This window comes from Pseudomonas sp. SBT1-2, from assembly GCF_028640875.1.
Taxonomy (GTDB): Bacteria; Pseudomonadota; Gammaproteobacteria; order Pseudomonadales; family Pseudomonadaceae; genus Aquipseudomonas; species Aquipseudomonas chlororaphis_I.
Genome location: NZ_JAQZAA010000109.1, coordinates 46,397 through 65,436, shown reverse-complemented (window position 1 = coordinate 65,436; position 19,040 = coordinate 46,397). Strand labels below are relative to the sequence as shown.

At 64.5% G+C, this 19,040-nt stretch carries 13 protein-coding genes; 4 read left to right on the top strand and 9 right to left on the bottom strand.

Annotation, left to right across the window (positions count from 1 at the left end):
• Positions 1-13 precede the first annotated feature (13 nt).
• On the bottom strand, positions 14-976 hold the full coding sequence (locus tag PVZ78_RS24000) for an ABC transporter substrate-binding protein (RefSeq protein WP_273829361.1): 963 nt from the start codon (positions 974-976) through the stop codon (positions 14-16).
• Positions 977-1,483: 507 nt separating this feature from the next.
• On the opposite strand from PVZ78_RS24000, the gene mexE reads away from it, so the two are divergent.
• From mexE to PVZ78_RS23985, 3 genes are read left to right on the top strand one after another with little or no spacing between them, the layout of a single operon-like run.
• A complete protein-coding gene (mexE, locus tag PVZ78_RS23995) occupies positions 1,484-2,740 on the top strand; it encodes a multidrug efflux RND transporter periplasmic adaptor subunit MexE (RefSeq protein ID WP_101282605.1) in 1,257 nt (418 codons plus the stop codon).
• A gap of 15 nt (positions 2,741-2,755) precedes the next feature.
• A complete protein-coding gene (locus PVZ78_RS23990) occupies positions 2,756-5,935 on the top strand; it encodes an efflux RND transporter permease subunit (protein WP_273829360.1) in 3,180 nt (1,059 codons plus the stop codon).
• Complete coding sequence (locus PVZ78_RS23985) at positions 5,932-7,353, top strand: efflux transporter outer membrane subunit (RefSeq protein ID WP_273829359.1); 1,422 nt, start codon at positions 5,932-5,934, stop codon at positions 7,351-7,353. The genes PVZ78_RS23990 and PVZ78_RS23985 overlap by 4 nt, the downstream gene beginning before the upstream one ends.
• Positions 7,354-7,553: 200 nt before the next feature.
• Here the strand turns inward: PVZ78_RS23985 and PVZ78_RS23980 are convergent, their stop codons facing one another.
• The 3 genes from PVZ78_RS23980 to PVZ78_RS23970 are packed head-to-tail and all read right to left on the bottom strand — an operon-like array spanning position 7,554 to position 10,838.
• On the bottom strand, positions 7,554-8,501 hold the full coding sequence (locus PVZ78_RS23980; RefSeq protein ID WP_053269184.1) for an HlyD family efflux transporter periplasmic adaptor subunit: 948 nt from the start codon (positions 8,499-8,501) through the stop codon (positions 7,554-7,556).
• Positions 8,498-8,701, bottom strand: a complete 204-nt coding sequence (locus PVZ78_RS23975) for a DUF1656 domain-containing protein (RefSeq protein ID WP_007924845.1) — start codon at positions 8,699-8,701, stop codon at positions 8,498-8,500. The genes PVZ78_RS23980 and PVZ78_RS23975 overlap by 4 nt, the downstream gene beginning before the upstream one ends.
• Positions 8,691-10,838 (bottom strand): FUSC family protein, encoded by a 2,148-nt coding sequence (locus PVZ78_RS23970; protein WP_273829358.1) that lies wholly within the window; start codon positions 10,836-10,838, stop codon positions 8,691-8,693. The genes PVZ78_RS23975 and PVZ78_RS23970 overlap by 11 nt, the downstream gene beginning before the upstream one ends.
• Before the next feature lie 290 nt (positions 10,839-11,128).
• Between PVZ78_RS23970 and PVZ78_RS23965 the strand changes: the two genes are divergently transcribed.
• Positions 11,129-12,184: a tetratricopeptide repeat protein gene (locus PVZ78_RS23965; RefSeq protein WP_273829357.1), complete on the top strand. Its 1,056-nt coding sequence runs from the start codon at positions 11,129-11,131 to the stop codon at positions 12,182-12,184.
• A 205-nt stretch (positions 12,185-12,389) separates the two neighbouring features.
• Here the strand turns inward: PVZ78_RS23965 and PVZ78_RS23960 are convergent, their stop codons facing one another.
• From PVZ78_RS23960 to PVZ78_RS23940, 5 genes are all read right to left on the bottom strand, one after another.
• Positions 12,390-12,767 carry a response regulator gene (locus PVZ78_RS23960; RefSeq protein WP_009049261.1) on the bottom strand — a complete coding sequence of 126 codons (378 nt, stop codon included), beginning with the start codon at positions 12,765-12,767 and terminating at the stop codon, positions 12,390-12,392.
• A 78-nt stretch (positions 12,768-12,845) separates the two neighbouring features.
• Positions 12,846-14,027, bottom strand: coding sequence for a hybrid sensor histidine kinase/response regulator (locus PVZ78_RS23955; protein ID WP_016703827.1), 1,182 nt, complete (start codon positions 14,025-14,027; stop codon positions 12,846-12,848).
• On the bottom strand, positions 14,021-14,626 hold the full coding sequence (locus PVZ78_RS23950) for a chemotaxis protein CheB (protein ID WP_273829356.1): 606 nt from the start codon (positions 14,624-14,626) through the stop codon (positions 14,021-14,023). The genes PVZ78_RS23955 and PVZ78_RS23950 overlap by 7 nt, the downstream gene beginning before the upstream one ends.
• Positions 14,623-15,438, bottom strand: coding sequence for a CheR family methyltransferase (locus tag PVZ78_RS23945; protein WP_273829355.1), 816 nt, complete (start codon positions 15,436-15,438; stop codon positions 14,623-14,625). The genes PVZ78_RS23950 and PVZ78_RS23945 overlap by 4 nt, the downstream gene beginning before the upstream one ends.
• Positions 15,438-18,935, bottom strand: coding sequence for a response regulator (locus PVZ78_RS23940; protein WP_273829354.1), 3,498 nt, complete (start codon positions 18,933-18,935; stop codon positions 15,438-15,440). Before PVZ78_RS23940 ends, PVZ78_RS23945 begins: the two co-directional genes overlap by 1 nt.
• Between the last annotated feature and the right edge of the window lie 105 nt (positions 18,936-19,040).

Sequence of the window (19,040 nt, the reverse complement as noted above, 5' to 3'; positions counted from 1 at the left end):
AGGTCCTTGATGGTTACGGCGCGGCCTGAACCGTCACAGCAGGATTCTGCAAGGCGGCATTAAAGGAGGTGTCGAACAGGCTGGCGGCCGGGTAGGACTTGATCAGGCCGATGCCACTGAAGAAATCCACGGTCTTCTGCGCGTCGGCGATGTTCTGCGGGCTGATCGGCCCCACGTCGGTTTGCGCCCGACGGAACCAGGCACGGGCGATCTCCCGGTCGGCGCGGGTGCGCTCGGCCCAGGCATCGGCATAGGCCTCGCTGTGGGCAGGATCGTTGACGCTCCAAGCCCGGGCTTTTTTCAGCCGTTGCAGGAAGTCGCCGATGGCCGCGCGTTTTTCTTCCAGGGAACGGTTGTTGCCGACCACGAAGCTCTGCGCCGGGATCAACCCTTGCGCCGTGGCGATCACCCGGCCGCCGCGCCGCTCCTGTTGCGTCACGTAGGGTTCCCAGGTGGCGATCACATCCACCGAGCCGCCTTCCAGCGCATGGAAGGCATCGAGGGCGCTGAGGTAGCGGATGTCCACCGCGTCACGGGGCACGCCAGCCTGGTCCAGCGCGCTGAACAGCAGTTGCTGGCTCCAGGAGCCCTTCCAGATCGCCACGCGTTTGCCACGGATGTCGGCGACGGTCTTGATCGGCGAATCCTGGTTGACCACGATGGCCACCCCGGAAAGATTCTGCCGGGTGACCGCGATCACCTTGATCGGCGCCCCCAGGGCACCGAGGAACAGCGGTGGCGCATCCCCCAACAGCCCGATGTCGAGGCTGCCGGAGTTCAGCGCTTCGGCCACCGGCGAGCCGGCGGTGAACTGCTTCCATTCCAGGGTGTACGGCAGGTTGTCGAGCACGCCGGCGGCATCCATCACCGCGCGGGTGTTGTAGCTTTGGTCGCCGACGGTGAGGGTGAGCGCCGAGGCACCGAGGCTGATGGACGCGGCCAGCGCGGCGGCGGCCAGTTGCAGAAGTGTACGCAAGGCAATCTCCAGGAAGTCGAAAGTCGGGGCTGTCATTTATTTGGTTATATAAGGAGAAACCTTAAAAACCACAGCCTATAAGCTAACGACACCAAGGAGCGCTGTAAAAGTCATTTTAGGAATAACTTAATATGCAAAACTTGCATTTAAAGACAGCCCTGTCGTAACACGCACGCCCAAGCCCTCGCCCCGGTAACCCGGGCGCACCGCGAGCAGGCTCGCTACAGCAGGCGTAAGGGATGCTTTTATAAGTCCGGTACAGAAAGCTGTGGGTCGATGCTCAATGGCTCGCGATGGGACTCCTCCCCTCTCCCCACCCTTGCAATCCGGGAAACAATGAAATTCCATTTAAGGAATTGATAGCACCCTAACTAAAGGTGCATGCTAGAGAGCTTTCATCGCGCTTATATCATTCCGAATGATAGTTACCTTCGGCTCATTCGATTCGTGCGATACAACCCCTGCCGAGCATCATCCGCCCATCTCAAATACATTGGCGGATGATCCATGGAACAGTCACTCAAACACTTACGCTTCCCTCTCGCATTATTGGCTGTGCTGGTGATGAGCGCCTGTGGCAAGGCACCGGAGACGGCCGCCAACATGCCCGCCGCCAAAGTCAGCGTGGCCAAGGTGCTGGAGCAACCGGTCAACGAATGGGACGAGTTCACCGGGCGCCTCGAGGCGCCTGAAACCGTCCAGATCCGCCCACGGGTTTCCGGCCAGATCGACCAGGTGGCCTTCACCGAAGGCGCCCTGGTGAAGAAAGGCGACCTGCTGTTCCAGATCGACCCACGGCCGTTCCAGGCCGAAGTACGCCGCCTGGAAGCCCAGCTGCAACAAGCCCGCGCCACCGCCACCCGCAGTGCCAATGAAGCCCAGCGCGGCCAGCGCCTGCTGACCAGCAACGCGATTTCCGCCGAACTGGCCGACACCCGCACCAGCGCCGCCCAGGAAGCCCGCGCCGGGGTCGACGCGATCCAGGCGCAACTGGACGTGGCCAAGCTCAACCTGAGCTTCACCCGGGTCACCGCGCCCATCAGCGGTCGCGTCAGCCGCGCGGAAATCACCGCCGGCAACCTGGTGACCGCCGACGTCACCCCGCTGACCAGCGTGGTCTCCACCGACAAGGTCTACGCCTACTTCGACGCCGACGAGCGTGTGTACCTCAAGTACACCCAGCTCGCCCGCCAGGGCCAGCGCGGCCAGACCACCCCGGTCTACCTCGGCCTGTCCAATGAGGATGGCCACCCGCACCTGGGCCAGATGAACTTCGTCGACAACCAGGTCAACCCGCAGACCGGCACCATCCGCGGTCGCGCGGTGTTCGACAACAGCGACGGCAGCTACACCCCGGGCCTCTATGCGCGCCTGAAACTGGTGGGCAGCGGCACCTACTCCGCCGTGCTGATCAACGACGAAGCGGTGGGTACCGACCTGGGCAAGAAGTTCGTGCTGGTGATGGACGCCGACAACAAGCCGGCGTACCGCGCCGTCGAGCTGGGGCCGAAGATCGAAGGCCTGCGCATTGTGCGCAACGGCCTGAACAAGGACGACACCATCATCGTCAAGGGTCTGCAGCGAGCCCGTCCGGGCGCGCCGGTCAGCCCTGAAGTAGTGCCGATGGCCAGCAAGGAAACCCTCGCCGCCCTGGCGCAACAACGACAAGCCCTGGAAGCCAGCAACCTGCCTCAAGTCGCCCCCGCCAAGGGCGCGCCTGAAGCGGCTGCGAAACTGGCCAGCGCTGCGACTCCACGCGGTTAAGGGAAAAGACTCAAGATGAATTTCTCCCAATTCTTCATTTCACGGCCGATCTTCGCAGCGGTGCTATCGCTGCTGATCCTGATCGCCGGCTCCATCTCGCTGTTCCAGCTGCCCATCAGCGAATACCCGGAAGTGGTACCGCCGACCGTGGTGGTACGCGCCAACTTCCCGGGCGCCAACCCGAAAGTCATCGGCGAAACCGTGGCCGCGCCCCTGGAGCAGGCCATCACCGGCGTCGAGAACATGCTCTACATGTCCTCGCAGTCCACCGCCGACGGCAAGATCACCCTGACCATCACCTTCGCCCTGGGTACCGACCTGGACAACGCCCAGGTGCAGGTGCAGAACCGCGTGACCCGGACCGAGCCCAAGCTGCCTGAAGAGGTGACGCGCATCGGTATCACCGTGGACAAGGCATCGCCCGACCTGACCATGGTCGTGCACTTGACCTCGCCGGACAAACGCTACGACATGCTCTACCTGTCCAACTACGCCATCCTCAATATCAAGGATGAGCTGGCACGCCTGGGCGGCGTCGGTGACGTGCAGCTGTTCGGCATGGGCGACTACTCGCTGCGGGTCTGGCTCGACCCGAACAAGACCGCTTCGCGCAACCTCACCGCCACCGACGTGGTCACCGCCATTCGCGAGCAGAACCGCCAGGTCGCCGCCGGTACCCTGGGCGCCCCGCCCGCGCCGAGCGCCACCAGCTTCCAGCTGTCGGTCAACACCCAGGGTCGCCTGGTGACCGAGGAAGAGTTCGAGAACATCATCATTCGCGCAGGCGACAACGGCGAGATCACTCGCCTGAAAGACATCGCCCGGGTCGAGCTGGGCTCCAACCAGTACGCCCTGCGTTCGCTGCTGAACAACCAGCCGGCGGTGGCGATCCCGATCTTCCAGCGCCCAGGCTCCAACGCCATCGAGATCTCCAACGAAGTGCGGGCCAAGATGGCCGAGCTGAAGCAGAGCTTCCCGCAAGGCATGGACTTCAGCATCGTCTACGACCCGACCATCTTCGTCCGCGGTTCCATCGAGGCCGTGGTGCATACCCTGTTCGAAGCACTGATCCTGGTGGTGCTGGTGGTGATCCTGTTCCTGCAGACCTGGCGCGCCTCGATCATCCCGCTGGTGGCGGTGCCCGTCTCGCTGATCGGTACCTTCGCCGTGATGCACCTGTTCGGCTTCTCGCTCAACGCCCTGTCGCTGTTCGGGCTCGTCCTGGCCATCGGTATCGTGGTGGACGACGCCATCGTGGTGGTGGAAAACGTCGAACGCAATATCGGCCTCGGCCTGAACCCGGTGGAAGCCACCAAGCGCGCCATGCGCGAAGTGACCGGGCCGATCATCGCCACCGCCCTGGTGCTGTGCGCGGTGTTCGTGCCGGCGGCCTTCATCAGCGGCCTGACCGGGCAGTTCTACAAGCAGTTCGCCCTGACCATCGCGATCTCCACGGTGATCTCGGCCTTCAACTCCCTGACCCTGTCGCCGGCCCTGGCCGCGGTCTTGCTCAAGGACCACCACGCACCGAAGGACCGCTTCTCCAGGTTCCTCGACAAGTTGCTGGGTGGCTGGCTGTTCAAACCCTTCAACCGCTTCTTCGACCGCGCCAGTCATGGCTACGTCGGCACCGTGCGCCGGGTGATCCGTGGCAGCGGCATCGCCCTGTTCCTCTACGCGGGCCTGATGGTGCTGACCTGGTTCGGCTTCGCCCACACGCCGATGGGCTTCGTCCCGGCCCAGGACAAGCAATACCTGGTGGCCTTCGCCCAACTGCCGGACGCCGCGAGCCTGGACCGCACCGAGGACGTGATCAAGCGCATGTCCGACATCGCCCTGAAGCAACCGGGCGTGGAAAGCGCGGTGGCCTTCCCGGGCCTGTCGATCAACGGTTTCACCAACAGCCCGAACAACGGCATCGTGTTCGTGACCCTCAAGCCGTTCGACGAGCGCAAGGACCCGAGCATGTCCGCCGGGGCCATCGCCGGCGCCCTGAACGGCAAGTACGCCGATATCCAGGAAGCCTACATGGCGATCTTCCCACCGCCGCCGGTACAGGGCCTGGGGACCATTGGCGGCTTCCGCCTGCAGGTCGAGGACCGCAGCGGCATGGGTTACGAAGAGCTGTATAAAGAAGTGCAGAACGTCATCACCAAGAGTCGCAGCGTGCCGGAACTGGCCGGGCTGTTCACCAGCTATCAGGTCAACGTGCCTCAGGTCGATGCGGCTATCGACCGGGAAAAGGCCAAGACCCACGGCGTGGCCATCAGCGATATCTTCGACACCCTGCAGGTCTACCTGGGCTCGCTGTACGCCAACGACTTCAACCGTTTTGGCCGTACCTACCAGGTCAACGTCCAGGCCGAACAGCAGTTCCGTCTCGAGGCCGAGCAGATCGGCCAGCTGAAAGTACGCAACAACAAGGGCGAGATGATCCCGCTGGCGACCTTCATCAAGGTCAGTGACACCGCCGGTCCCGACCGCGTGATGCACTACAACGGCTTCGTCACCGCGGAAATCAACGGCGCGGCCGCACCGGGCTACAGCTCCGGCCAGGCGGAAGCGGCGATCGAGAAGCTGCTCAAGGAAGAACTGCCCAACGGCATGACCTACGAATGGACCGAACTGACCTACCAGCAGATCCTTGCCGGTAACACCGCGCTGTTCGTCTTCCCGCTCTGCGTGCTGCTGGCGTTCCTGGTACTGGCGGCGCAATACGAGAGCTGGAGCCTGCCGCTGGCGGTGATCCTGATCGTGCCGATGACCCTGCTGTCGGCCATCACCGGGGTGATCCTGTCCGGTGGCGACAACAACATCTTCACCCAGATCGGCCTGATCGTACTGGTGGGCCTGGCCTGTAAGAACGCGATCCTGATCGTCGAGTTCGCCAAGGACAAACAGGAAGAAGGCCTCGACCCGCTGGCCGCGGTGCTGGAAGCCTGCCGCCTGCGTCTGCGGCCGATCCTGATGACCTCGTTCGCCTTCATCATGGGTGTGGTGCCCCTGGTGTTCTCCAGCGGCGCCGGTGCGGAAATGCGTCATGCCATGGGTGTCGCGGTGTTCTCCGGGATGCTCGGGGTGACCTTCTTCGGCCTGCTGCTGACCCCGGTGTTCTACGTCCTGATCCGCAACTATGTGGAGCGCAGCGAAGCCCGCAAAGCGACCCGTGCCCTGAAACTGGAGGCGCAACAATGAGCCTGAAAGTCTTCCTGCCGAGCTTGCTGGTACTGGCCCTGAGTGCCTGTGCCGTCGGCCCGGACTACCAGACCCCGACGACCGAGGCGGCCAACATCACGGCCGCCACCGATGGCGCCGCGGGCCAGAAGAATTTCGACCGCGCGCGTTTCGAAGGCATCTGGTGGCAACAGTTCGACGACCCGGTGCTCAACCAACTGGTGACCCGGTCCCTGCAGGGCAACCGTGAGTTGCGCGTGGCCTTCGCCCGCCTGCGGGCCGCCCGGGCGATTCGCGACGACGCCAGCAACGATGCGATGCCGACCATCACCAGCCGCGCCAGCAGCGACCTGGCCAAGGGTCAGATCCCCGGCCAGACCACTCGCCGGGTCAACAGCGAACGCTACGACCTGGGCCTGGACATGGCCTGGGAACTGGACCTGTTCGGCCGCATCCAGCGCAACCTGGAAGCCAGCGAAGCCGACCAGCAGGCCGCCGAGGCCGACCTCTACCAGCTGCAAGTCACCATGATTGCCGATCTGGTGGATGCCTACGGCCAGCTGCGCGGCGCCCAGCTGCGGGAAAAGATCGCCCTGGCCAACCTGAGCAACCAGCAGGAGTCGCGCAAGATCACCGAAAGCCTGCGTGACGCCGGCGTCGGCGACCAGCTCGACGTGGTCCGCGCCGATGCGCGCCTGGCCGCGGTAGAGGCCAGCGTGCCGCAACTGCAGGCCGAACAGGTGCGCCAGCGCAACCGTATCGCCACCCTGCTGGGCGAGCGTCCGGACAAGCTCAGCGTCGATCTTGCGCCCGCGCAGCTGCCGGCGATTGCCAAGGCCCTGCCGATCGGCGACCCGGGCGAGCTGCTGCAACGCCGTCCGGACATCCTCAGCGCCGAACGCCAGTTGGCCGCCGCCACCGCGCGGATCGGCGTGGCCAAGGCCGACCTGTTCCCCCGGGTCAGCCTCAGCGGTTTCCTCGGCTTCACCGCCGGCCGTGGTTCGCAGATCGGCTCCTCGGCCGCCAATGCCTGGGCCCTGGGCCCGAGCATTACCTGGGCTGCTTTCGACCTGGGTAGCGTGCGCGCCCGTCTGCGCGGCGCCAATGCCGACGCCGACGGCGCCCTGGCGACCTACGAGCAGCAAGTGCTGCTGGCCCTGGAAGAGTCGGAAAACGCTTTCAGCGATTACGGCAAGCGCCAGCAACGGCTGATCTCGCTGATTCGCCAGAGCGAGTCGAGCCGCGCCGCGGCGGACCTGGCACAAATCCGCTACCGCGAAGGCACCGTCGATTTCCTGGTGCTGCTCGACGCCCAGCGCGAACGCCTGGCCGCCGAAGACTCCCAGGCCCAGGCCGAGGTCGACCTGTACCGTGGCATCGTCGCCATCTACAAGGCCCTGGGTGGCGGCTGGCAGCCTGAGACGGTCGCCAGCAAGTAAGGCTTCAACCGAGCTCCTTTGGTTGGCCGCAACCAACCAAATTTTTGCCCCGTGTTCTCATTCGGTCACGGGGCTTTTTTTGCCTCAAAAAAAGCATCGCGGGCAAGTCGGATCGCCGCCCGCTCGCTCCCACAGACGCCACTGTCCGTAGGAGCGAGGCTTGCCCGCGATAAGATCGTTCATCCACAACAACCTCTCGCCTATTCCAGCACCGTCACCGTCGCCGTAGTCCCGGCGCGCAACCTGTCCTTGCCCGGGTAATCAGGGTCGATGGCGATCCGCACCGGCACCCGCTGCGCCAGCTTGACCCAGGTGTAGCTGGGGTTGATGTTGGCCAGCAGGCGGCTGCCCTGGGAGTTCTCGCGGTCGGTAATGGCGAAGGCGATGCTCTGTACCTGGCCGTCGAAGGTCTCGCCGCTCATCAACTGGATGCGCACCGCACTGCCCTCCTCGATCCGTGGCAGCTTGGTCTCCTCGAAGTAACCGCTGATATAGAAGGAGTCGCTGTCCACCAGCGCCAGCAAGGCCGCGCCGGCACTGGCGTAATCGCCCTGGCGGGTCTGCAGGTTGGTCACGTAGCCGCTGACCGGGGCTTCGACCCGGGTGCGCTGCAGGTCCAGCTCGGCCTGTTTCAGCGCCGCCTGGGCCAGGTGCACGTTGGCCTGGGCCAGGCCGAGATTGGCCTGGTCGCGCAACAGGTCGGCCTGGGCCACCGCCACATCGGTATTGGACTTCTCCCACTCCTCGCCGGAAATCGCGAAGCCCTGCTTCAGGCTCCGGCGCCGACGCTCTTCGCTTTGCCGCTGCTTGAGCTGCGCGGCGCTGGCGGCGATCGCCGCTTCGGACTGGCCGAGGGTGGCGACCGCCACTTCCACCGAACGCTTGGCATGCTCCACGGCCAGGGCATATTGCGCCGGGTCGATCTCCAGCAGCAGTTGGCCCTTGTCCACGTGCTGGTTGTCCTGCACCTGCAGGCTGACGATGCGCCCGGCGACGTCCGCCGACAGGGTCACCACATCGGCCCGCACCCGCGCATCGCGGGTCCAGGGCGCGCGGGTGTAATGCTCCCAGGCGAACCAGCCCAGCACGAGCGCCAGCACTACCGCCACCAGGGTGATCGAGCGGGCCAGGGTGTTTTTCAGATTCATAGGCTTCCCATCAGCAAAATGACCGTGGCGCAGACGCAGGCATACAGCGCCCCTTCGAACAACGCTTCGTGCCAGACGAAGCGCAACACACCGAGGCGCCGCAGCCCCCAGTCCAGCAGCAGGAAAATCGGCAAGGCCAGCAACAGGGCCTGGGCAATGGGCGGCAGGTAGACGCCGCCGAATTCGAAATCAATGGGCAAGGGCCGGTTCTCCTGTTTCCGTGGGTTGCAGCATGGGGCTGTAGCGCTCCAGGAAGGCGCCGACGATCAGCAGCGAGACGCGCATGCGGAACACCGACCAGAGCTGCTCGTGGGCCTGGGGCCGGTCGTCGGTGTGCAGCTGGTCGAGGTAGTCGCCCAGCTCCCGCAGCCGTGCCAGCAGCTCGTCCACATCCAGCGCCGAGCGCCCGGCCACATAACGCCCGACCCGCCGCAGCAACTGCTGCAGGTCGGCGTTGGCCGCATTGCTCAGCCAGGGGTTGTCCAGGCTCTGCTGCTTGAGCTGGTTCATCGCCACGCCCAGGGTCATGCAGGCCAGGCTGGTTTCGAAACGCTCGGCGGAAGCGCGGTCGCCGGCGGCGGGCAACAGCCCGAGCATCTGGGTCAGGCGGTCGACCATGCGGCTTTCGAAGACAAACTGCTCCTCGTCGCTGGCCGTGGTTTTCTGCAAGGCGTACACCTGCTCGCGGGTGTCGCGGAACAAGCGGCGAATGCGCAGCACCGGGTTGAACGGGAAGATAAAGGCATACACCAGCAACGACAGCACCCCGCCGCTGACATAGGCCCCGGCGAACTCGAACCACTGGATGGCGCTGTTCTGCCAGGCGCCGATGTTCTGCGGGCCGATCATCAGCAGGCTCGACAGCCCCAGGCCCATGCCGATGCCGGCGGTCATCGGACTGGCCAGGCCCACCGCGACCGTGTACAGCAGCGGCACCAGCAGCAGCGCCAGCCACTCGAAATCGCCAATCAACGGCACCAGGGCGAAAACGTAGACCGCCGAGATCACCAGCGCCAGGGCCTGGCCACGCATATAGCTTTGCGCCGCCGCCAAAGGCCGCGGGAAGGTCGCCATCAGCGAACAGAGAATACCCACCAGGACCATGCTCGAACGCGCGCCGTCCCAGGCGGTTTCGATCCAGATCAGCCCGGCGACCAGCAGCGCGGTAAAAGCCCGCAGCGCATTCATCGCCGCCAGCGGCCAGTCCAGGTGCAAGGGATTGGCCCGGCCCTGGCGGTACAGGCAACTGGCCTGGCGACCGTCCTGGATGGCATCGCTGAACTCGAGAATGTCTTCGAGCTGCTTGAGCATCCGCGCCTGCTCCCAGCGCAGGGCCCAGGCCAGGGAGCGCAAGGTGGCGGGCAAGGCATCGGCCTCGCGCTCGGCGCGCCGCGCCTGTTCGTCGAAACGCTGCTGCAATTGCGCGAACTGCTGCCGCGAGGCGGCGGGCAAGGCGCGACCGTGCTGCGCCAGTTCATCGAGAAACGCCAGCTCGTCGGCGCGCAGTTGCTGGATCGCCTCCGGCAGCTCGCCGACCCAGCGCGCCCGCAGCAGTTCGCGCTGGTGGCGCAGCACAGTGAGGCGCGAGGTCAGCAACACCAGTTGGTTGCCCAGCAGTTGCACCAGGCCGTCGGCGCTGCGCAGGCGCGGCGCGTCGAAATACAGATGGCGGCGCAACCCTTCCAGGGCGCTGATCTCGCCCAGCAGCTGCATCTGCCGCTTATGGAAGTCGGCCTCGCTTTCGTCGGTGCGAATCGCCGCCGCGGCGTGGGTCGCCAGCAGCTTGAGCACCTGGTCGATCTTGGCGAAGTAACCGTGGGCCACGGCCTCCGGGCGCGCCGTCAGCAGGCTGACCACGCAGACGCAGGCCACCGCCAGCAGGGTCTCGGTGACCCGGGTAATCGCCAGCATCAGGGTATTGCCCTGCTCGGGGATCGCCAGCATCGCCACCACCACCGCGGTGTAGCCGCTGAGCACGAACGCCTGGGAACTGGTGTAGCGCAACAGGGTGCCGCCGGCGGTGCACAACGCCAGCCACAGGCCCAGGGTGACCAGGAACGGCAGCGGCGCCTGGGGGAAGATCGCCATGATCAGCACCGCCACCGCGGCCCCCAGGGTGGTGCCGACCACCTGGCCGAAGCTGCGGGCCAGGGCCATGCCGGCCAGGGGCTGGCTGACGATGATCACCGCCATCAGCGACCACTTGGGCTGGTCGAGATCGAAGATGAACGCCAGGTACAGGGTCAACAGGCCCGCAACGATGGTGCGCAGGGCGAAGCGCAGCACCGCGCCTCCCGGATGAATGACGACCTTGAAGTAGTTGATCAGTGGCTGCATGAGTGGGTTCTGGGCAAAGGGGCACCTGCGGCTAGCGTAGTCAGTCTGCGGCCGGGAAAGCTTATCGTCCCGGCCTTCCCGGCAGGAAGGCAATTTTTCCCGAACTGTCGATCGTTCGTGCCAACCGCGTGGGCAAGCAGAGTGATTGGGCCAGCCGATGCCGCTCTTGCGGCCTGGCCCCGGCGCGAAAACCCGAGTCGTGCCCATCGACCCGCAAGCGGGTTTGACTCCGGGGGGAACCTGACCGAAGCTTGCGCCTTCGTAAAGCCGCCCCTGCCATGGATGCCTGCATGACCAAGCCCCGCCGCACCCTGTTGATCAGCCTTCTCGTCGTCCTGGCCCTGGGCCTGGCGTGGCTGTTCCTGCGCACCACGCCGCCGGTGGTGCCGGATGCGATCAAGCACGGTTACGGCAAGGCGCTGGAACAGGCGCGCAACGGCCAGCCCGGCGCCGCCCGAGTGCTGTATCAGCAGCTGGGGCGGCCCGACCTGTCGGACAGCCGGCGCATCCGCCTGCTCGCCGAGCTGCACAACTACCCCAGCCCGCAGGCGTTGAAACTGGCCGACGCCGACCTGCACCACGCCGAGCCCGAGGTCCGCGAGGCAGCCATTCAGGCAGTGCTCGGCCTGGTCCCGGCGCGCCAGCGCAGCCTGCTGATCGGCCCGCTGCTGGACGACGAAGTGCAAAGCGTGCGCTTCGCCGCCGTCACCGCCCTGCTCGGCCTGTCGCCGGATGAACAAGGCCTGTATTTCGGGCCGCTGCAGCAAGTGATCGATGAGTACACCCAGGTGCTCAAGGCCCAGCCGGAGAATGTCGAGGCGCAATACCAGCTGGCGCGCCTGTACCTGCACAACGCCAACCTGGACCAGGCCCAGCAGACGCTGGAGCACGCCTTGAGCCTGCAACCGGACAACCTGCAAGCGGTGATCCTGCAACTGGAGGTGCTGGACCGCCAGGGCCGCAGCGAAGATGCCCGCAAGCTGCTGGCCAAACAACTGCAGGCACAACAGGATTCCGCCTACCTGCAACACGCCCTGGGCATGTGGCTGCTGCACCACGACCAGAGCGAGTTCGCCCTGCTCGGCCTGTCCCGCGCCGTGGAGCTGGAGCCGAACAACGCCGACTACCGCTACGACCTGGCCACCACCCTGCACAGCGAAGAAGAGCTGGAAGCGGCGCAGAAACAGCTCCAGGAAATCGTCCAGCGCCAACCCGCCAACCGCAAGGCGCGGGTGCTGCTGATCAAATACTGGAAGGAAAGCGGCCAGCTGCAGAACGTGCAGATCCTCCTGGCCCAGCTGGAACAACAGAACCCCGACGATCCGGCCTTGCAGCAAGGCCTGTAAACCCGCGCCGCCGGACGATATTTCAATGTCGCACCCGCCCCTGTAGCCGCTGCCGCAGGCTGCGATCGCCTGTGTAGCAGGCGCAAGATTTACCTGATCCATCGTGGAGCCCGGTCTTGCGGTTGCTACGCAACCGATCGCAGCCTCGCGGGCTCGGCAGCGGCTACAGGGCTGCAGGGCTGCAGGGCTGCAGGGCTTAGAGGTGTCACGCCAGCAGGCGCTGGATCTGCTCTTGCAGGCTGTTGAGGTCGAAGGGCTTGGCCAGGATCGGCGCGCTTCTGGCGATCGGGCTGCCGGATTCGAGAATCTCGGTGGGATAGCCGCTGATGAAAATCACCTTGAGGTCCGGACGCAGCTTCACCGCGGGTTCGGCGATCATCACCCCGGTAATCCCGCCCGGCAGCCGGTAGTCGGTGATCATTACATCCAGGTGCGGTTTGCTGGCGAGGATCTCGAATGCCTGCTCGCCGTTCTCCGCCTGCAACACCCGGTAGCCCAGGCCCGACAGGTAGTCGGCGAGCAACATCAGAATCACCGGTTCATCTTCGACGATCAGTACGACGTCTTGTGCATCTTCACTCATGAGAAGCCTTTGTTCGGTCAATAGCTGCTGATACGACCATCCGGTCATCCAGAAGGTTGCGTGGGCGCCGGTGTTTTCCTACAGCGGCAGACAAACGCGAAACAGCGCACCTTCGCCGATCCTGCTGTCGACTTCAATGGTGCCGCCATGGGCGGTGACGATCTGCTCGGAAATGAACAACCCCAGCCCGAGCCCGGCCACCGCATGATTGACAGAGACGCGCTCGAACTGCTGGAAGATACGCGCCTGGTTTTCCTCGCTGATGCCGATCCCGTGATCGCGCACTTCGACCCGCGCCTGCCCGTCCGCGCTGTAGACCCGCACTTCGATCGGGCTCTTGGCGCCATACCGCAAGGCATTGGTCAGCAGGTTGGAGATCACCTGTTCGATACGGAACTCGTCCCACTGGCCGAGCACCGAGCCTTCGGCGCTCAGGGCGATCGAGGATTCGGCGGCCTCGACCTGGGGCGCGAAATTCTCCAGCAGGCCACGCACCAGCTGTACCAGGTCGACCTGGCTCGGGCGGATCGACAGCTTGCCGGTCCGGATCCGCGAGATGTCCAGCATGTCTTCGATCAGTCGGATCAGGCTTTTGATCTGGCGCTCATCGCGCTCGACCATGGCCTGCATCTTGTCCAGGGTGAACGCGGAAGCATTGTCGCGGGCCAGGTGCATCTTGCGCAGCTGGGTCTCCAGGATCAGGCCGTTCAACGGCGTGCGCACCTCGTGGGCGACGATCGACATGAAGTCGTCACGCATGCGCACCGCCTGCTCCAGTTCGTTCTGGGTCGCCTGCAACTGCTTGAGCAGCGCCTCCTGCTCGCGCCGGCTCTGCTCCAGGGCTTCGACCTGCCGCTTCATGGCCTTGCTCTGCCGGTACAGGTCGACGAACACATTGACCTTGCTCTTCACCGCATGGATATCCAGCGGCTTGTGCAGGAAGTCCACCGCGCCGCTCTCATAGCCCTTGAAGGCATAGTCGAGCTCGCGCCCGGCGGCGCTGACGAACACGATGGGGATGTTCTTGGTCTTCTCGGTGCCGCGCATCAGCTCGGCCAGCTCGAAGCCGTTCATGCCGGGCATCTGCACATCGAGGATGGCCATGGCGAACTCATGCTCGAGCAACAGCGACAACGCCTCGTCCGCTGACAGCGCCTTGTACACCTGGCGATCCTCGCGCTTGATCAGCGCTTCGAGGGCCAGCAGGTTCTCTGGCAGATCGTCGACGATCAGCAGCTTGGCTTGGATATTACTTAACATGCGATTCGTTCCAGCTCGACAAGCAGACGGCTGATGCCGTGCAAAGGGAGAATGTAATCCGGTCGGTGCAGCGCGATGGCCGCCTCGGGCATGGTCGCCACCTGGGCCTCGGCCGGGTCCTGGACAATGCTCAGGCCGCCGCGTCGCTTGACCTGGGCCAGGCCATGGGCGCCGTCCTGGTTGGCCCCGGTCAGCAGCACCGCGGCCAGGCGCGGGCCATAGGCATCGGCGGCGGAGTCGAACAGGTAATCGATCGAGGGACGCGAATGATGCACGCGCTCCTCCTGGCTCAGGGACAGGCTGCGGTCCTGCTCCACCGACAAGTGATAACCGGGCGCGGCGAAATACAGGGTGCCGCGCTCGATGCTCTCCTTGTCGCGGGCCTCTTTCACCGGCAGCGCCAGGCGCAGGGCGAACAGCTCGGCCAACTGGCTGCGATGCTCTTCGGGCAGGTGCAGCACCACCACGATCGGCAGGCTGAAACCCTCGGGGAACGCGGTGAAGATTTTCAGCAGCGCCTCGACGCCGCCGGCCGACGCGCCTATCACGATGGCCTCGACCCGCGGCAAGGCGGATTGCCCTATGACATGGTCGTTCATGATTTGCGGTAGACCCGTTCTTGTTTGACCAGCGGTTCGAAATGCTGGGCATAGGCCGAGAAATCCAGGGTTTCCTTGCTGCCCAGCACCAGGAAGCCCCGATGGCAGAGCGACTCGTGGAACAGGCCGAAGGCGCGGTCCTGCAACTTCTTGTTGAAATAGATCAGCACGTTGCGACAGGAAATCAGCTGGGTTTCGGAGAACACGCTGTCGGTCGCCAGGCTGTGGTCGGCGAAGGTCACGTTCTCGCGCAGGGTCTTGTCGAAGATCGCGTAGTCGTAGGCCGCCGTGTAGTAGTCGGCAAAGGAGCGCAAACCGCCGGCCTGCTGGTAGTTCTGGGTGTAGGCGCGAATGTTCTCCAGGGAAAAGATGCCTTGCTTGGCCTTCTCCAGGGAGCTGGGATTGATGTCGGTGGCGTAGATGATGGTGCGCTCGAGCAACCCTTCCTCGCGCAACAGGATGGCCATCGAATAGACCTCCTCGCCCGTGCTGCAGCCGGCGATCCAGATCTTGATCGAGGGATAGGTCTTGAGCAGCGGCACCACTTCCTGGCGGATCGCCAGGAAGTGCGACGGGTCGCGGAACATCTCGCTGACCGGGATCGTCAGCAACTGCAGCAGCTGCATGAACGCGCCCGGATCATGCAGCACCCGCTCTTGCAGGGCGGAAATGGTCTTGCATTCGAACTGGCGCAGCGCATGGTTGATCCGGCGCTTGATCGAGGCGCCGGAGTAATCGCGGAAGTCGTAGCTGTACTTGAGGTAGATAGCTTCGATCAACAGGCGTAGTTCGATCTCGGTATTGCGCTCCACTAGATTCTTTCCATCTTGGGTAACCAGACTCGAATAAGGGAAAACAGCCGGTCGAGGTCGATCGGCTTGGCCAGGTAATCGTTGGCGCCGGCTTGCAGGCAGCGCTCCTGATCGTCCTTCATGGCCTTGGCGGTCACCGCGATGATCGGCAGCTTGCGCCAGCGCGGCTGCTTGCGGATTTCCAGGGTGGCTTCGTAACCGTCCATCTCGGGCATCATCACGTCCATCAGCACCAGGTCGATGTCCTCGACTTCATCGAGCTTGGCGATCGCCTCACGGCCATTGCGGCCGATGACCACGATCGCGCCCTTCTGCTCCAGGGCGCTGGTGAGGGCGAAGATATTGCGCACATCGTCGTCCACCAGCAGGACCTTGCGCCCCTCGAAGACCTTGTCGCGGCTGCGGGCGGCCTTGAGCATCTTCTGCCGCTCATGGGACAACTGGGACTCGACCTTGTGCAGGAACAGCGTCACTTCATCCAGCAGGCGCTCGGGCGAGCGCGCGCCCTTGATGATGATCGAGCGCGAATATTTGCGCAGCTCCGCCTCTTCGTCGCGGGTCAGGTTGCGCCCGGTGTAGACGATCACCGGCGGGAAGGAGCAGATGTCCTCGGTGGACATGCGCTTGAGCAGGTCGTTGCCGAGCATGTCCGGCAGCTTCAGGTCGATGACCATGCAGTCGTAGAGGTTGTCGCGCAGCAGCTCCAGGGCCTCCTGGGCCAGGCCGACGGCGGTGATCTCAATGTCGTCGTCGCCGATCAGCCGGGCGATGCTGTCGCGCTGCAGGTCGTCGTCCTCCACCAGCAGCACGCGCTTGACCTTCTGGGTGAGCTTGGCTTCCAGGCGGGCGAACACGTCCTTGAGTTCTTCGCGGGTGGTGGGCTTGACCGCATAGCCGATGGCGCCCATGTGCATGGCGGCCTCGACCCGGTCTTCCACGGAAATCACATGCACCGGGATGTGCCGGGTGCTGGCGTGCGCCTTGAGGCGCTGCAACACCGTCAGGCCGGAATGATCCGGCAGGCGCATGTCCAGCAGGATCGCGTCCGGCACGAACTGCTCGGCCAGGCTGTAGCCCTCGTCGGCGCCGTGGGCCACCAGGCACTGGTAACCCAGCTCGTGGGCCAGGTCATACAGGATGTGGGCAAAGTTCGGCTCGTCCTCCACCACCAGGATGCAGCGGGTGGCGAACGGCGCCTTGTCGCGATCGTCGGCGAAACGCGGAATCTCCAGCTCAGGCACCAGGGGGGCCGGCGCCGGCGCCGGTTTGCTCGGCGCCTGGGTCAGCGGCGCAGCGACTGGCTTGAGTTCGCCCTGTTGCTCTGCCGCACGCTCGACGTACTGCTCCGGCAGCACCAGGGTGAAGACACTGCCCTGCCCCGGCTCGCTGGCGACCGTGATCGAACCGCCGAGCAGCGCCGCCAGGTCACGGGAAATCGACAACCCCAGGCCCGTGCCGCCGTAACGGCGGTTGGTGGTGCCGTCGGCCTGGCGGAAGGCTTCGAAGATGCTTTCCTGCTGCTCCGGGGCGATGCCGATGCCCGAGTCGCGCACGATAAAGGCAATGCCCGCCTCGGGCTGCTGCGACACGCTCAGGCTGACCTGGCCCTTCTCGGTGAACTTCACGGCGTTGGACAGCAGGTTCTTGAGAATCTGCTCGACCCGCTGGCGGTCGGTGAACAGCATCTGCGGCGTACCGGGCTGCAACTCGACACGAAATTCCAGGCCCTTGTCCGCCGTCAGTGGCTGGAACAGCCCGCGCAAACCTTCGACCAGGCGCGCGACGCTGGTGTTTTCCGGACGCACTTCGAGCTTGCCGGCTTCTACCTTGGAAATGTCGAGAATGTCGTTGATCAGGTTGAGCAGATCGTTGCCCGCCGAATAAATCGACTCGGCGAACTGCACCTGTTCGGCGCTGAGGTTTTCCTGGGGGTTTTCCGCCAGCAGCTTGGCCAGGATCAGCGAGCTGTTCAGCGGCGTGCGCAGCTCGTGGGACATATTGGCGAGGAATTCCGACTTGTACTTGCTCGACCGCTGCAGCTCCTCGGCGCGTTCTTGCAACTGCACCTGGGCCTGGTTCAGCTCGCCGTTCTTGCGGTCCATGGCGTCGCGCTGCTGCGCCAGCGCCTGGGCCTGCTCGGCCAGTTGCTCGTTGGTCTGTTCCAGCTCCACCTGCTGGGCTTCCAGGTGCACCTGGGATTCCTTGAGCACCCGCGACTGTTCCTCGAGCTCTTCGTTGGCGGTCTTCAGTTCTTCCTGCTGCACCTGCAGCTCTTCGTTGAGTTGCTGGGTCTCGGCCAGCACTTCCTGCAGGCGCTGGCGATAACGCGCGGCTTCGATGGCGGTGCCGATATTGCCGGCGATCAGCTCCAGGAACTCGACATCGCGCTCGCTGAGGGCGCGCAGGAAGCCCAGTTCGATCACCCCGTTGACCCGGTCGTCGTCGCTGGTCGGCACCACCAGCACGCTGCGCGGCACGCCATCGCCCAGGCCGGAGCTGACCTTGAAATAATCGACGGGCACCTCGTCCAGGCGGATCAGCCGATCCTGCTGGGCCGCCTGCCCGACCATGCCTTCACCGATGAAAATCGACTGTTCGCGTTCTTCCTGCTCGCGGGAGAAGCCATAGGCGGCCACGCGCTTGAGGCCACCGTGCTCTTCACGCACGTACAGCGCCGCCACGGCGCTGCCCAGGTATTGCGCGCAGAACTGCAGGATATTGCGCCCCAGCAGGTTCAGCGTCAGTTGCCCGAGCAACTGCTCGGCCAGTTCGGTCTGGCCACTGCGCAGCCAGGCCTGTTGCGCCAGGCTCTGGGCGCTTTTCTGCTGGGCGGCTAGGTTGGCGCTGTAGCTCTTCGACAGGTTGAGCAGGTCGCGGCGACCGATAAAGGCCAGCAGGCCACTGATAACCACCACGAACAGCAGGTACAGGACCACGCTGAGGACCGTGGTACGGGTGACGTTCTCGTTGCGATCGACCCGCAGCTGCTGCTCCATCGCCACTGCTTCGTCGTATTCCTTGCGCATCTGGTCGGTCAGGCGCTTGCCCCGGCCGGACTGCACCGAGCGGCGATAATCGCCCTCCTGGCGACGCATCTCGATCATGCTTTTCGCGTGCAGGCCCCACTCTTCCTGCAAGGCTTCCAGGCGCTTGAAGCGATCGACCTGCTGCGGATTGTCCGCCACCAGCCCCCGCAACTCGCGCAGCTCGCTGAAGATCTGCGGCTTGGCCACTTCATACGGGTCGAGGAAATGCTCGTCGCCGGTGATCAGGAAGCCGCGCATGCCGGTTTCCAGGTCGACCGTCAGCTTGGCGGCCTGGTTGATGCTGTTGATCACCCGGTCGCTGTGCTGGACCCACTGGATCGCCGAGAGCAGATAGCTGATCAGGGACACGAAGACCACCGCGCTGAGCACGCCCACCCCCAGGGGAAGCGCGATGTTGCGGCTTAGCAGCTTGCGAAAACTCTGTTCATCAACCGAAGACGGGGAGCTCATTGAAAGGCCTTGGTGAAGTGTCAAAATCCATGGAGTTTGCCCCAAAGGGGGGCAGCGCATCTATTCTTCCGACAAGCTCGGTGGCAATTTTTCATCCTGCACTGC